Raw genomic sequence first — 14570 nt, 5'->3', positions numbered from 1 at the left:
AGGGACGTGACTGCGGCGGGCCGTCCGTAAACGTCCCAACGCAAGACGCTGAGACGGGCAACGCACCACGCTCCAGCCGATGCCTCGCGCGAAGCTTGGAAGTAACTTGAGGAATGCCGGCTCCCCTTCCCCCGACATACGACCCTGCCTCTACCGAGCGCGATCTTTACGCGCGCTGGGAAAAAGCGGGGATTTTCACCGCCGACGCCGATAGATCCAATCGCATGGGCGGAGACCGGCAGCCGTTCACGATCGTCATCCCGCCGCCGAACGTCACCGCCGTGCTCCACATGGGCCACGGACTCGACGACACGGTGCAGGACGTGATCGTCCGCTGGCGCAGGATGGCCGGCGACGAGACGCTCTGGGTCCCCGGCACCGACCACGCCGGCATCGCCACCCAAAACGTGGTCGAACGCGAACTTGCCAAAGAAGGCAAGACCCGCTTCGACCTCGGCCGCGAAGCGTTCGTCCAGCGCACCGAGCAGTTCGTCGAAAAAACCGGCGGCACCATCCTCCAGCAGCTCCGCGCCATCGGCGCGTCCTGCGACTGGAGCCGGACCGCTTACACGCTCTCCCCCGAGCTGTCGGTCGCCGTGCGCGAAGTGTTCGTCACGCTGCACGAGCGCGGCCTCATCTACCGCGGCCACCGCGTCATCCACTGGTGCCCGCGCTGCCTCACGTCGCTCAGCGACGAGGAGGCGGAGCACGCCGACGAGGAAGGCACCCTGCACTACGTGCGCTACGCTCTCACCGATTCCTCACCCGGCAACTCCGAGTACGTCACCGTCGCGACGACGCGCCCCGAGACCATCCTCGGCGACGTCGCCGTCGCGGTGCACCCCGAGGACGAGCGCTACGCCGCGATGATCGGCAAGAGCGTGCTCAATCCCCTGCTGGGCACCCCGATCCCCGTGATCGCCGATCCGATGGTGGATCCGGAGTTCGGGACCGGCGCGCTCAAGATCACGCCGGCGCACGATCACAACGATTTCGAGATCGGGCTGCGCCAGGGACTGCCGATGCCGTCGGTGATCCTCCCCGACGGCACGATGGGGGAGGACCAGAACGCGGCGGGACGAGTCCCCGAAGCGCTGCGCGGGGTCGATCGCGTCGCCGCGCGCAAGCGGTCGGTCGAGCTGCTGCGCGACTCCGGCGCGCTGGTGAAGACGCAGAAGCACACGTACGCGATCCGGCACTGCTATCGCTGCGACACCGTCGTGGAGCCGCGGCTGTCGGATCAGTGGTTCGTGCGCATGCGTCCGCTCGCCGAGCCCGCGCTCGCGGCGGTGCACCAGCGCCGGCTCAGGATCCTGCCCGAGCGGTGGGAAGCCGTGTACGTGAACTGGCTCGAGGGCATCCGCGACTGGAACATCTCGCGCCAGCTCTGGTGGGGACACCGCATCCCTGTGTGGTACTGCGCGCGCTGCCCCGATCCGATCGTGAGCCGCACGACTCCGGCAAAGTGTCCCACGTGCGGCGGCCCGGTCACGCAGGACGAGGACGTGCTCGACACGTGGTTCTCGTCCTGGCTCTGGCCCTTCTCCACTCTCGGCTGGCCCGACAAGGACGCGAAAGACCTGCGCGCGTTCTATCCGACGGACGTGCTCGTCTCCGCGCCCGACATCCTGTTCTTCTGGATCGCGCGAATGGTAATGGCCGGCTACGAATTCATGGGTGATTCCCCTTTCCACACGATCTACCTGCACGGGCTCGCGCGCGACACGCAGCACCGCAAGATGTCCAAGTCGCTGAACAACGGCATCGATCCGCTCGACGTGGTGAACCGATTCGGCGCGGACGCGCTGCGCTACACGGTCGTGTCCGGGCTCGGCATGGGCGCCGACATCATCATGGATCCGTCCGACCTCGAGAAGACTTTTGGCGTCGGGCGCAACTTCGCCACCAAGCTCTGGAACATCGGGCGCTTCCTCCTGAGCAACATCGGCGACGAGACGGTTGCTCCGCTCTCGAGCATTGCCGAGTCCCGGCTGACGCTCGCGGACCGCTGGATACTGGGCCGGCTCGACCTCGCGATCGACGAGTGCGACGCCGCGCTGGGTCCGCCGCGTCCAAGCGGCGCGGCGTGGCCGGAAGACCAGCTGCGCGCCGGCCTGCGTCTGAGCGAGTACGCGGAGATCGCGCGACGCTTCGTGTGGAACGAGCTCGCGGATTGGTACGTGGAGACGACCAAGTCGAGACTAGCCGAGAAGGGCGAGGATCGCGACGTCGCCCGCGCCGTTCTGATGCATGTCTTCGACGACGCGTTGCGCCTGCTCCATCCGATCGTTCCGTTTATCACCGAAGCGCTGTGGCAGCGGCTTCCGGGAATCGAGTCGCGCGCCTCCGCGTTTCTCGCGTCGTCACGCTGGCCGCGCAGCGGAGGCCACCCGCCCGTGGAGGACTTCGAGCGCGTGCGCGAAGCCGTCGTCGCGCTGCGCCAGATCCGCGCGGACTACAACATCGCGCCCGCGCGAACCATCGCCGCGACGATCGTGGCGCGGGAGGACGGCAGAGTGTACGAGAGCGAGGCCGGCCTGATCGGCCGGTTGACGCACGCCGAGATATCGGTGACGAGCGCCGCGCCGGAGGGCGCGGCGGCGCACGTCGTGCTCGGCGGCGGCGCCGAGCTGGTCGCGCCGCTCGCGGGAATCGTCGACGTCGAGAAGGAGTGCCGCAAGCTGAAGGGCGAGCTGCAGCAGCTCGACAGGCAGCTGGCACAGCTCGTCGCGCGCCTGGCGAGCGAGAGCTTCACGGCGCGCGCGCCCGCGCACGTCGTGGAGGGAGAGCGCGCGAAAGAAAAGGAGTGGGTGGCGCGGCGCGAGATGCTCGCGCGCAAGGTCGAGGCGCTGTGCGTCTGATCCGGTCGTGGGTCGTCGCCGCGGCCGCGCTCGGGTGCGCGTCGCCGGGCATGCCGCCGGGCGGCCCGCCGGATGTGGAGGCGCCGCAGCTCGTCGGGATCGCGCCGGACAGCGGCCGCGTCAGCGTCACTCCGCGCGACGTGATCTTCCGCTTCGACGAAGTCGTCAGCGAGACACCTCCGGGCGCGACGACGCTCGCGAACCTGTTCGTCATCTCGCCGCAGCACGGCACACCGGTGGTGTCCTGGCAGCGCGAGGAGATCGCGGTGCGGCCGCGCCGTGGGTGGAGGCCCAACACCGTGTACAGCGTGACGATGCTTCCGGGTCTCGCCGACCTGCGCGGCAACGTGCGGCGCGAAGGTGCCGCCACTCTTTTCGCCACCGGCCCGGTGATTCCCGCTACCGCGATCAGCGGCGTGCTGTTCGATTGGGCCGCGGGAACTCCCGTCCGAGCCGGGCTGGTCCAGGCGATCACGGCCGACAGCACCATCTACATCGCGTACTCGGACAGCGCGGGCGCGTTCACGCTGCCGCATCTCCCGGCCGGCGCGTACGAGGTAAAGGGTGTCGTGGACGGCAACCGCAACCGGGCGCTGGATCCGCGCGAGCCGTGGGACACGGTCACGGTGGCGCTGACCGACACCGCGCGCGTGGAGCTGCACGCGTTCGTGCACGACTCGATCGGGCCGCGAATCGAGCAGGTGAACGCGCCTGATTCCGTCACGCTGCGCGTGACGTTCGACGTGCCCGTCGACGCGCGCATTCCGCTGGACCCCGCGTGGATCCGCGTGCTCGGACCCGACTCGGTCCCGCTGCCGGTGACGAGCGTCGCGCTGCCGGAGACCGCGCCGCTCGATACGGCCATGGCGCCGGCGCCCGGGCGGCCGTCGGCGATGACGCGAGCCCGTCCGTACAGGCAGGTCATCGTGACCCTGCCCGTTCCGCTGCAGCCGGGCGCGACCTACACCGTCGTCGCGAACGGCTTCCCCGGCCTGCTCGGCCGCGTGGCGTCGTCCAGCCGCGCGATAACGATTCCCCAACCGGCGCCGGCGCCGCCGGCCACTCCGCCCTAACGAGCGATGCCAGGAACCACGCGCGAAGCTCGCGAGCCGGACCGGCTCGACGACCGGCGGGATCTCCCCGGAGTCGGCGCCCTGCTCGAATCCGTCGAGCTGGCCCCGTTGCTCGCGCGCGCGCCGCGCGCCACCGTGACCAACGCCGTGCGCGCGGCGATCGAGAGCGTGCGGTCCGGATCGCGGCCGGCGCCGGCGAGCGCGGCGGCGTGGGGCGACCTCGTCGAAGCGCGTCTCGCGGACATCACGCGCCCATCGCTGCGGCCGGTGATCAACGCCACCGGCGTGGTGCTGCACACGAATCTCGGACGCGCGCCGCTGGCGCCGGCCGCGATCCGCGCGATGCGGGAGATCGCCGGGGGCTTCTCCAACCTGGAGTACGATCTCGAGACCGGCGAGCGCGGCTCGCGCTACACCCACTGCGTGCAGCTGCTGCGCGAGATCACCGGCTGCGAGGACGCGCTCGTCGTCAACAACTGCGCGGCGGCGCTGGTGCTGGCGGTGGATACGTTCGCGCGCGACCGGGACGTGATCATCTCGCGCGGCGAGCTGGTCGAGATCGGCGGGAGCTTCAGGATCCCCGACATTATGCGCCGCGGCGGCGCGCGACTCGTGGAGGTCGGCACCACGAACCGCACCCACCTCGCGGATTACGAGGAGGCGATCACCGGCGATACCGGCGCGATCATCAAGGTCCACCGCAGCAACTTCTCCATCTCCGGCTTCACCGCGGAGGTGCCGGTCGAGCAGCTGGCCGCCCTGGGGCGCGACAGAGGCGTGCCGGTCGTGCACGACCTCGGCAGCGGCCTCCTGCTCCACCTCGACGAGCACGGGCTGAAAGGAGAGCCGACGGCATCCGACGCGCTGCGCGCCGGCGCCGATGTCGTGACGCTGAGCGGAGACAAGCTGCTCGGCGGACCGCAGGCCGGCATCATGCTCGGCAAAGCAGACGTGATCGAGCGGCTGCGCACCAACCCGCTCGCGCGCGCGCTGCGCGTGGACAAGCTCACCATCTCGGCGCTCGGCGCGACGCTCGCGCTGTATCGCGATCCGGCGGTCGCGCTGCGCGAGATCCCGGTGCTGGCAATGCTGTCCGCCGCGCCGGCGGTGCTGGAGGAGCGCGCCCGCGCGATCGCGGAGAAGCTCCGCGCCCGCGGCGTGGGCTGCGACGTCGCGCCGTCCGAGGCTTCCGTCGGCGGCGGCGCTTTCCCCGAAGCCGTGCTTCAGTCGTTCGCGGTCGCGCTGCGGGGCGACGCGACGATTCTGGAGAAAGCTCTGCGCGGGGCGGAGCCGCCCGTGATCGGACGCGTGCGCAACGAGCGGCTGCTGCTCGACATGCGCTCGGTGCTTTCGCATGACGACGAAGCGTTGGCGGCCACGGTGATCGGCGCGCTGGCATAGTGGAGCGTCCAGCCATCGTCTTCCTCGATCGCGATGGAACCATCATCGAGGACATGCATTTCATCTCGCGGCCCGACGACGTGCGGGTTCTGCCCGGCGCCGCCGAAGCGATCGCTCGGCTCAACCGCGGCGGCATTCCGGTCGTCGTAGTGACCAACCAGTCCGGAATCGGACGCGGCTACTTCGGCCCGGAGGAGTACGAGAAGGTCAACGAGCACATCGCCGCCGAGCTGGCGAAGGCCGACGCGCGGATCGACGCCGTGTATCACTGCCCGCACGCGCCCAACGGGGACGACCCCTGTCCGTGCCGCAAGCCCGGCACCGCGCTGTTCGCCGAGGCGCTCGTGCGGTTCGGCATCCCAGGCAGCCGCGCGGCGTTCATCGGCGACAAGGTGCGCGACGTCAGCCCCGCCCTCCCCTTCGGCGGGACCGGCTACCTGCTCGTCACGCCGGTGACCACCGCGGAAGACGTCGAGTGGGCCGAGCGCGAGGCGCAGACAGTGGCGTCGCTCGCGGAGGCGGTGGACCGCATGCTCGGGGTTACTGATGCCGCCGCAGGGCGATAGAATCGCCTGATGCGATCGCGCGTGGCGGTGCTCGCTTCCGGCCGTGGCTCCAATCTCGAGGCGATCCTCACGCACTGTGAGCGGCTCGGCGAGCTGAGCGCGTGCGAGGTGGCGCTGGTCGCATCGAACAGGAAGGACGCGCCGGCGCTCGAGCGGGCGCGCGCGCGCGGCATCCCCGCCGAGGTCATCACCGATCCAACCCACGGAAAGGCACTACTCGAAATGCTCGACACCAACTCCATAGATCTCGTCGCGCTCGCCGGCTATCTCAAGCTGCTGCCCGCCGAGGTTACGCGGCTGTACAAGGATCGGATCGTCAACGTGCACCCCGCTCCCCTGCCGCGCTTCGGCGGCGCGGGGATGTACGGGCTCAGGGTGCACGACGCCGTGATCGCCGCCGGGCTCAAGGAGACCGAAGTCACCGTGCATTTTGTGGATGAGGAGTACGACAGCGGCGACGTGATCGCGCGCTGGCCCGTTCCCGTATACGAGGGCGACACCGCCGAATTGCTCGCCGAGCGCGTGCTCAAGGTGGAGCACGTACTCTTCCCGCGGGTGCTCGACATGGTCGCGTGTCTTTCGCCGGCCAGGCTCGCGGCGGGGCGGCAGTAATGCCGCGCGCGCTGCTGTCGGTCTCCGACAAGAGCGGGCTGCTCGAGTTCGCGGGCGGGCTGAGCGAGCTGGGCTGGGAGCTGATCTCCACCGGCGGAACGTCCAAGGCGCTGCGAGCCGCGGGATTGACCGTCCGCGACGTGGCGGACGTCACCGGCTTTCCGGAGATGCTCGACGGGCGCGTGAAGACGCTGCACCCGGCCGTACACGGCGGCCTGCTGGCGCGGCGCGATCTCGCCGAGCACATGCAGGCGATCGAGGGAGCGAGCATCACGCCGATCGATCTCGTCGCGGTGAACCTCTATCCGTTCGCCGAGACCATTCGCCGGGAGGGCGTGACCCCAGAGGAGTCCATCGAGCAGATCGACATCGGCGGGCCGTCCATGCTCCGCTCGGCGGCGAAGAACTTCGCCGCGGTGACCGTGATCGTGGATCCCGCGGACTACGAGCGCGTGCTGGCCGGGCTCAGGGACAGGCACGACGATCCCGAGCTGCGGCGCGACCTGGCGGAGAAGGTTTTCGCGCACACCGCGGCGTACGACGCCGCGATCGCGACATGGTTCGCCGGCAACCGGGGTGAGCTCTTCCCCGACCGGCTGCTCACCGCGCTCGAGCGCAAGCAGACGCTGCGGTACGGCGAGAACCCCGGCCAGCTCGCCGCGTTCTACGTCGAGCCGGTCGCCGAGGGACTCTCCGCGCTCGTGCAGAAAGGCGGGAAGGAGCTGTCGTTCAACAATCTGCTGGACCTCGAGGGCGCGCTGTTCGCCACCGACGCCTTCGGGGACGCCGTGTGCTGCGCGATCGTGAAGCACACCACTCCCTGCGGGCTCGCGACGGGGACGAGCGCGCTCGATGCGTACACGAAGGCGCTCGCCTGCGATCCCGTCTCGGCGTTCGGCTCGGCGATCTCGTTCACCGTCGAGGTGGACGACGAAGCCGCGAACGCCGTTGCGAGTCTGTTCGTGGAGTGCGTCGTCGCGCCGTCTTTCACGCCCGGCGCGCTCGAGACGCTGGGCCGGAAGAAGAACCTGCGCGTGCTCGAGGGAAGAGCGCGCTGGGACCGCCATGCGCTCGACTACAAGCGCGTCCGCGGCGGGATGCTGGTGCAGCAGCGCGCCGAGGGCGTCGGCGACGAGAACCAGTGGAACGTGGTGACGTCGCGCTCGCCGGACGAGGAGGAGCGGCGCAACATGCTGTTCGCCTGGCGCGCGGTGGGGTCGGTCAAGTCCAACGCGATCGTGCTCGCGCGCGACGGCGCGACGATCGGCATCGGCGCCGGGCAGATGTCGCGGGTGGACGCGGCGTTCATGGCCGTGCACAAGGCCAAGACCGTCGGCCACGAGACCGCCGGCGCGGTGCTGGGGTCGGACGCGTTCTTCCCCTTCCGTGACGGAATCGATCAGGCCGCCGAGGCGGGGGTAAAGGCGATCATCCAGCCGGGCGGGTCGGTTCGGGACGAGGAAGTGATCGCCGCGGCGAACGAACATGGGATCGCCATGGTATTTACCGGGCAGCGCCAGTTCCGCCATTGAGGCCCGCGCGGCTACCTTTGGTCCTTCCTCGGTTGTGTCCCGCGATCTGAGCACATCCTTCACACGAGCAGCATGACGGCTTCCGCCGCGCAGCTGGACTACAGACCGTCGTACAAGGCAGCGGCCATCGCGAGCACGCTGGTCTTCCTGCTGTACCTCGTCACGCTCTCGCCCTCTACGGCGATGTGGGACACCAGCGAGTACATCGCCGCCGCGTACATCCTCGGCATCCCGCACCCGCCCGGCAACCCGCTGTTCGTCCTCATCGGCCGCGTCTTCGCGATCATGCCGATCGCCCCCAACGTGGCGATGCGGATCAATATCTTCGCCGCGCTGTGCAGCGCCGTCTCCGCCGGAATGTGGTTCCTGGTAACGGAGCGGGTGCTCGTGAGCTGGCTCCCGCGCAGATGGCAGCGCATCGCCGGCGGCTCGCTCGCCGCGCTCATCGGCGCCACGGCGTTCACGGTCTGGTCGCAGTCGGTCGTCAACGAAAAGGTCTATACGCTCTCGCTCGTCGGCATGGCGATTTCCGCCTGGCTCATCGTCCGCTGGTGCGACGACCCGGACGGGCCCAAGGCCGACAAGCTGCTCATCCTCATCGCGTATATCAGCGGGCTCGGCTACGCCAACCACATGGCGGGCTTCCTCGTGCTCCCGCCGCTCGCGATCGCCGTGCTCATCCGCCGGCCGCAGACGATCCTCCGCTGGCGCCTCATCCTCGCCGGCGTCGCGGCGATCCTGCTGGGCATGACGCCGTACGCCACGCAGCCGATCCGCGCGGCGTTCTTCCCCGCGATCAACGAAGGCGAGCCCACGGCCTGCGAGTCGAAGATGGCCGCCGCATGCACCTTCGACAAAGTCACGTACCAGCGGTTCAAGTACAACTTCGACCGCGAGCAGTACGGCAAGCCCTCGCTCACCGAGCGGCAGGCGCCGTTCAGCGCCCAGGTCGGAATGTGGTGGCTGTACTTCAAGTGGCAGTGGGTGCGCGACCACATGGGAGAACGCCCCGGAATCCAGACGCTGTTCGCCACGATCTTCCTCCTGCTCGGCGGGCTCGGCGGATATGTCCATTGGCGCCGCGACCGCAACTCCTTCTGGTTCTTCGGCCCGCTCGTCTTCACGGTGACGTTCGGCCTGATCTACTACATGAACTTCAAGTACGGCTTCTCGCAGGCGCCGGAGCTCGGCGACGCGGTGCCGCGTGAAGTCCGTGACCGCGACTACTTCTACCTCTGGAGCTTCTCCACCTGGAGCGTGTGGGCCGCGCTCGGGCTGGTGTACGTGTGGGAGACGCTCGCCGCGCTCGCCGGCGCCGACGACGTCCGGCTCGGCAATGAGACCGTCACCGTCCCGAAGCAGCGGAGCTGGCTGGCGGCATCTCCCGTGCTCGCGCTCGCGCTCATACCGCTGCTCGCCAACTGGAGCTCCGCATCGCGCGCGGGACAGACCGACACGCGCGACTTCGCGGCCGACCTGCTCAACTCCGTGGAGCCGTACGGCATTCTCGTCACCGCCGGCGACAACGACACCTTCCCGCTGTGGTACGCGCAGGAAGTGGAGGGCATCCGCCGCGACGTGCTGGTGGCCAACACTTCCCTGCTCAACACCGAGTGGTACACGCGGCAGATGATCCGCCGCCCGACGTTCGAGTACGACGTCGCGCGCGGCCCTGAGATCTATCGTGGCAGGGCGTGGCCCAAGCCGCAGGATCCCCCGGTAAAGATGACGTTCAAGGAATCGGACGCGGTTCCGCTCGCCCTCGAGCTCCGCGAACCGCAGATCTTCCGCAAGGAAGGCACGGGCATCGTCGCGCGCGTCGAGCCGCGCAACATCGGCTACGGCGTGATGGGGCTCGCGCGCGCGGACATCTTCGTGCTGTATCTGATCCGCGACTCGTACCCGCAGCGCCCCTTCTACTTCAGCCGCACCACCGGGAACTACGCCGAAGAGCTGGGACTCGGCCGCATGGTCGTCGGCACGGGGCTGGCGCGCAAGCTCGTGCTGGCCGAGCCGGCGCCGTCGGACAGCCTGCTGTGGATCCCGGGCGAGGGCTGGTTCGATCTGCCGACGTCGCTCGCGATGTGGGACAGCTACGCCGCGCCGGACGAGATGATCGAGCGCGGCCACTGGATCGACAAGTCGTCGGTCAACATTCCGTACCTGTACGTGCGGGCCGGCTTCATCCTCGCACAGGCGTTGATCGAGGCGGGCAGAGGCGCCGACGCGACGCGCGTGTACTCGGAGGTCGTCGCCATCGCGCGGGCGTCGCATCTCGAGGACGCGATCCCGAGCACGCCGCCACCGCAGCTCCCGGAGCCGATTCGAGGCGACACGGGCCCGACGCCATAACGACGTGCGCGGGGCTTGCCCACGGGTCTATCTTTCAAAGTGGAGGGATAGTCCTAATTGGTAAGGCACCGGTCTTGAAAACCGGCGCGCGCAAGCGCTTGGGGGTTCGAGTCCCCCTCCCTCCGCTGATCAGTTACTAGTCACTAGTCACTAGTCACTGTTTTTTCTTCCTCGTTCCGTACTCTCCAGCGACGAGATCGTCCACGCCGCCCTGCCCCGGACGATCCACCTCCGACGCCACGATGTCCTTCGCGGAGAAGTGCTGCAGCAGCAGCGGTCCGGCGAACGTCGTCACCATGACCATCAGCGTGAGGGCGCTGAACAGCGCGACGTCGATCGCCCCTGTCGCGAGCCCCATCTGCGCGAAGATGAGCCCGACTTCGCCGCGCGGGACCATCGCCGACCCGATCAGCGCCTTGTTCCCATTGAACCACCAGGGCGCGTAGCCCGCGGCCATCTTGCCGGCGATTCCGACGACGATCAGCGCTCCGCCGATCGCGAGCGTGCCGGGATCGAGGAACGACCTGATGTCCACCGCCGCGCCGACGGCCGCGAAGAACACCGGCACGAAGAAGTGACCGATCTCGGTGGTGGCGCGCTCGATCGTTCTGCGCTGCGGCGTCGGGTTGAGCACCAGTCCCGCGGCGAACGCGCCGATGATCATGGCCGATCCGGCGTGCTCGGCGAGCCAGGCCATGATGAAGGCGAAGGCGAGGCCGAACAGCCCGAGAGTGCCGGCGATCTCGATCCGCGCGATCCAGCCGAAGAGGGTCGGCACGAGCGTACGCCCGACCACGATCGCCGCCGCGATGAAGCCGAACGCGAGCGCGGCGGTCTTGAGCACCGGCAGCGGCGCCGGAGCGACTCCCGCGGCGAGGCCCGTGACGATGGACAAAATAATGAGTCCGATCACGTCGTCGATTACGGCGGCGCCCAGCACGATTCGCCCTTCCGGGCGGTCGAGCTGGCCGAGATCCGCGAGCACGCGCGCGGAGATGCCGATCGAGGTCGCCGTGAGCGCCGCTCCGCAGACGACGGCCGGTAGGGTCTCCAGACCGAGCAGGAGCGCCGCGACGTAGCCGCCGGCAAAGGGAAGCACGATTCCCACTACTCCGACGCCCGCCGCCGTGCCTCCGACCCGCACGAGCGAGCCGAGCTCCGTGTGCAACCCGATCTCGAAAAGCAGGATCAGCACGCCCAGCTCCGCGAGAGCGAACACCACGGGACCCTGCGGATCTATGACCCCCAGCACCGACCCGCCGAGTATCACGCCCGCGATCAGCTCGCCGAGGACCGCGGGCTGTCCGACCCGCTGCGCCAGCGCGCCCAGGAGCTTGGTCGCGATGATTATCGCGATCAGAGTCGCGAGAATGTTTACGAACGCATGATCTTCAGCCATGTCTTAGGTTATGTAAGCGGGCGCAGCCGTCTTGACAACACTCAACGGACAGGGCACGGTTCGTTCCGTCGTACGGGTGCAAGCGCCAATTTTCCGTTCTTACTAGTCACTAGTCACTAGTCACCAGTCACTTTTACTGACTATGTCGCACGCAGCCGTTCCGCTGACGCGCCGCGCATTCGGCCAGACGTTGCGCCCCGATGCTTGGTGGGTCCAGCCACTGCTGATCTTCCTGGCCCTGAGCGGCTTTATCGTGTATGCCACCTGGGCCGCGCTGCAGAACGCGCACTACGAGTTCGGACCGTACCTGTCGCCGTTCTATTCGCCGGTTCTGTTCGGTGATTCACCGCACTCGGTGTTCGGACCCAAGCCTTCAGCGTGGCCGGGCTGGCTTCCCTTCTCTCCCGCGCTGCTGATCCTCCCGTTCCCCGCGCTGTTCAGATTCACCTGCTACTACTACCGGGGCGCGTACTACAAGGCTTTCTGGGCCGATCCGCCGAGCTGCTCTGTCGGCGAGCCCCGCTCGAATTACCGCGGAGAGAACTCGTTTCCGCTGATCCTCCAGAACGTCCACCGCTACTTCATGTACATCGCGCTGGTGTTCATCGTGATCCTCGGGTACGACGCGGTGAAGGCGATGTGGTTCACGGACGCGGCGACGGGCGCGAAGGAGTTCGGCATCGGCGTCGGAACGCTGGTGCTCGTCATCAACGTCGTCCTGCTCGCCGGTTACACGCTCGGCTGCCATTCGCTCCGGCACGTGGTCGGCGGCTACGTGGACCGGCTCTCCGGCGCGCCGGTTCGGCGCCTCAGCTACCAGTGCGTGAGCTGTCTCAACCGGGGCCACATGCGGTGGGCGTGGCCGAGCCTGTTCTGGGTGGCGTTCGCGGACGTGTACGTGCGGCTGTGCTCGATGGGCGTCTGGACCGACTTCCGGCTCATCTGATGGCAGAGCACGAGACGCACTCATACGACGTGATCGTGGTCGGCGCCGGCGGCGCTGGCCTGCGCGCGGCGATCGAAGCCGCTGACAGGGGCGCGAAGGTCGGCGTCATCTGCAAGTCGCTGCTCGGCAAGGCGCACACGGTGATGGCCGAGGGCGGGCTGGCGGCCGCGCTCGCGAACGTGGACGACCGGGACAACTGGCGCGTGCACTTCGCCGACACCATGCGCGGCGGGCAGTACCTCAACAACTGGCGCATGGCGGAGCTGCATGCGCGCGAGGCGCCGGACCGCGCCCGGGAGCTGGAGGCGTGGGGCGCCGTGTTCGACAGGACGGAGGACGGCCGCATCCTCCAGCGCAACTTCGGTGGGCACCGCTATCCCCGGCTCGCGCACGTCGGCGACCGTACCGGGCTCGAGATGATCCGAACTCTGCAGGACCATCTCATCCATCAGGCGGTCGACGTGCACATGGAGTGCACCGTCCTGGAGCTGCTCAAGGACGGCGGCCGCATCGCCGGCGCGGTCGCGTACGAGCGTGAGCGCGGGCGGTTCAAGGTGTTCCAGGCGCCGGCGGTCGTGCTCGCGACGGGCGGGATCGGGCGCGCGTTCAGCATCACGAGCAACTCGTGGGAATACACCGGCGACGGGCATTCCCTGGCGTACGAGGTGGGCGCCGCGCTCCAGGACATGGAGTTCGTCCAGTTCCACCCGACGGGAATGGTGTGGCCGCCCAGCGTGCGCGGCATCCTCGTGACCGAGGGCGTGCGCGGCGATGGCGGCGTGCTGCGCAACAAGGACGGCAAGCGGTTCATGTTCGACGACATCCCGGAGAACTACCGCTCGCAGACCGCGGACACCGAAGAAGAAGCCTGGCGCTACATCCAGGGCGACAAGAACGCCCGCAGGCCACCCGAGCTGCTGACGCGCGACCACGTGGCGCGCTGCATCATGCGCGAGGTCCGCGCCGGACGCGGCAGCCCGCACGGCGGAGTCTTCCTCGACATCGCCTGGGTGAAGGAGAAGATCCCGAACTCCAAGGACTACATCCGGAAGAAGCTTCCGAGCATGTACCACCAGTTCAAGCAGCTCGCGAACATCGACATCACCGAGACGCCGATGGAGGTGGGGCCGACCACGCACTACATGATGGGCGGAATCCGCGTCGACGGTGACTCGCAGATGTCCACTGTGCCCGGACTGTTCGCCGCCGGCGAGTGCGCGGCGGGGCTGCACGGCGCGAACCGTCTCGGGGGAAACTCGCTGTCGGACCTGGTGGTGTTCGGCAAGCGCGCGGGCGAGTACGCCGCGGCTTTCGCCCGCGACAACAGCGGAGTCAAGGTCGACGACGCCCAGGTCGAGCGCGCGACCACCAACGCGCTGCGGCCGCTGGACGGCGCCGGAACCGGCGGCGGCGCCGATGGACCGTACCAGATCCAGCACGAGCTGCAGGAGTTCATGCAGGAGCTGGTCGGCATCGTGCGGCGCGAGGACGAGATCAAGTCGGCGCTCGACCGGATCGCCGTGCTGAAGGGGAGAGCGCCGGGCATCACCGTTCCGGGGAATCGAGAGTACAACCCGGGCTGGCACACCGCGCTGGACCTGCGGAATCTGCTGTCCGTCGCTGAGGCGATCGCGCGCGCGGCGCTCGAGCGCAAGGAGAGCCGCGGCGGTCACTTCCGCGACGATTATCCGGACAAGGACCCGGAGTTCGCCAAGTTCAACATCCTGCTGCGCAAGGGCGGAGACGGCTCCATGCAGGTGAGCCGCGAGCTGATTCCGCCGCTCCCTCCGGAGCTCGCGCAGATCATCGAAGAGATGAAGTAGAGGAC

10 protein-coding genes and 1 tRNA gene are annotated in these 14570 nt (G+C 68.6%); 10 read left to right on the top strand and 1 reads right to left on the bottom strand.

Translation table 11 applies throughout. From position 1 onward, the window contains the following. Positions 1-113: 113 nt before the first annotated feature. From WEA80_12935 to WEA80_12900, 8 genes are all read left to right on the top strand, one after another. Positions 114-2861, top strand: a complete 2748-nt coding sequence (locus WEA80_12935; protein ID MEX1187486.1) for a valine--tRNA ligase — start codon at positions 114-116, stop codon at positions 2859-2861. Further along, positions 2852-3934 (top strand): Ig-like domain-containing protein, encoded by a 1083-nt coding sequence (locus WEA80_12930; GenBank protein MEX1187485.1) that lies wholly within the window; start codon positions 2852-2854, stop codon positions 3932-3934. Before WEA80_12935 ends, WEA80_12930 begins: the two co-directional genes overlap by 10 nt. A 6-nt stretch (positions 3935-3940) precedes the next feature. Then, entirely contained in the window at positions 3941-5335 is a 1395-nt protein-coding gene (gene selA, locus WEA80_12925; protein MEX1187484.1) for an L-seryl-tRNA(Sec) selenium transferase, read from the top strand. Beyond that, entirely contained in the window at positions 5335-5901 is a 567-nt protein-coding gene (locus WEA80_12920; protein ID MEX1187483.1) for an HAD family hydrolase, read from the top strand. The genes selA and WEA80_12920 overlap by 1 nt, the downstream gene beginning before the upstream one ends. Before the next feature lie 9 nt (positions 5902-5910). After that, complete coding sequence (locus tag WEA80_12915) at positions 5911-6513, top strand: phosphoribosylglycinamide formyltransferase (protein ID MEX1187482.1); 603 nt, start codon at positions 5911-5913, stop codon at positions 6511-6513. After that, entirely contained in the window at positions 6513-8045 is a 1533-nt protein-coding gene (gene purH / locus WEA80_12910) for a bifunctional phosphoribosylaminoimidazolecarboxamide formyltransferase/IMP cyclohydrolase (protein ID MEX1187481.1), read from the top strand. Before WEA80_12915 ends, purH begins: the two co-directional genes overlap by 1 nt. Positions 8046-8117: 72 nt before the next feature. Next, a complete protein-coding gene (locus tag WEA80_12905; GenBank protein MEX1187480.1) occupies positions 8118-10397 on the top strand; it encodes a DUF2723 domain-containing protein in 2280 nt (759 codons plus the stop codon). A 41-nt stretch (positions 10398-10438) separates the two neighbouring features. Beyond that, positions 10439-10522 (top strand) — tRNA-Ser (locus tag WEA80_12900). A 29-nt stretch (positions 10523-10551) separates the two neighbouring features. On the opposite strand, the gene WEA80_12895 is transcribed toward WEA80_12900, so the two are convergent. Continuing rightward, the gene (locus WEA80_12895) at positions 10552-11796 is read right to left on the bottom strand and encodes a cation:proton antiporter (protein ID MEX1187479.1); all 1245 of its coding nucleotides are present in this window, start codon (positions 11794-11796) and stop codon (positions 10552-10554) included. A 142-nt stretch (positions 11797-11938) separates the two neighbouring features. Between WEA80_12895 and WEA80_12890 the strand changes: the two genes are divergently transcribed. Further along, positions 11939-12742 carry a hypothetical protein gene (locus tag WEA80_12890; protein MEX1187478.1) on the top strand — a complete coding sequence of 268 codons (804 nt, stop codon included), beginning with the start codon at positions 11939-11941 and terminating at the stop codon, positions 12740-12742. Next, complete coding sequence (locus tag WEA80_12885; GenBank protein ID MEX1187477.1) at positions 12742-14565, top strand: fumarate reductase/succinate dehydrogenase flavoprotein subunit; 1824 nt, start codon at positions 12742-12744, stop codon at positions 14563-14565. The genes WEA80_12890 and WEA80_12885 overlap by 1 nt, the downstream gene beginning before the upstream one ends. The last annotated feature ends 5 nt before the right edge of the window (positions 14566-14570 follow it).

The sequence above is a fragment of the Gemmatimonadaceae bacterium genome, from assembly GCA_040882285.1.
Lineage (GTDB): Bacteria > Gemmatimonadota > Gemmatimonadetes > Gemmatimonadales > Gemmatimonadaceae > JACDCY01.
The sequence above is the reverse complement of the archived record's forward strand: the minus strand, read 5'-3'. Positions and strand labels throughout refer to the sequence as shown.

What these genes read in the sequence shown, in the direction of transcription:
- WEA80_12885 (MEX1187477.1), top strand. Translation starts at nt 12,742, where the DNA reads ATGGCAGAGCACGAGACGCACTCATACGACGTGATCGTGGTCGGCGCC.
- WEA80_12895 (MEX1187479.1), bottom strand. Translation starts at nt 11,796, where the DNA reads ATGGCTGAAGATCATGCGTTCGTAAACATTCTCGCGACTCTGATCGCG.
- selA (MEX1187484.1), top strand. Translation starts at nt 3,941, where the DNA reads ATGCCAGGAACCACGCGCGAAGCTCGCGAGCCGGACCGGCTCGACGAC.
- WEA80_12890 (MEX1187478.1), top strand. Translation starts at nt 11,939, where the DNA reads ATGTCGCACGCAGCCGTTCCGCTGACGCGCCGCGCATTCGGCCAGACG.
- purH (MEX1187481.1), top strand. Translation starts at nt 6,513, where the DNA reads ATGCCGCGCGCGCTGCTGTCGGTCTCCGACAAGAGCGGGCTGCTCGAG.
- WEA80_12935 (MEX1187486.1), top strand. Translation starts at nt 114, where the DNA reads ATGCCGGCTCCCCTTCCCCCGACATACGACCCTGCCTCTACCGAGCGC.
- WEA80_12905 (MEX1187480.1), top strand. Translation starts at nt 8,118, where the DNA reads ATGACGGCTTCCGCCGCGCAGCTGGACTACAGACCGTCGTACAAGGCA.
- WEA80_12915 (MEX1187482.1), top strand. Translation starts at nt 5,911, where the DNA reads ATGCGATCGCGCGTGGCGGTGCTCGCTTCCGGCCGTGGCTCCAATCTC.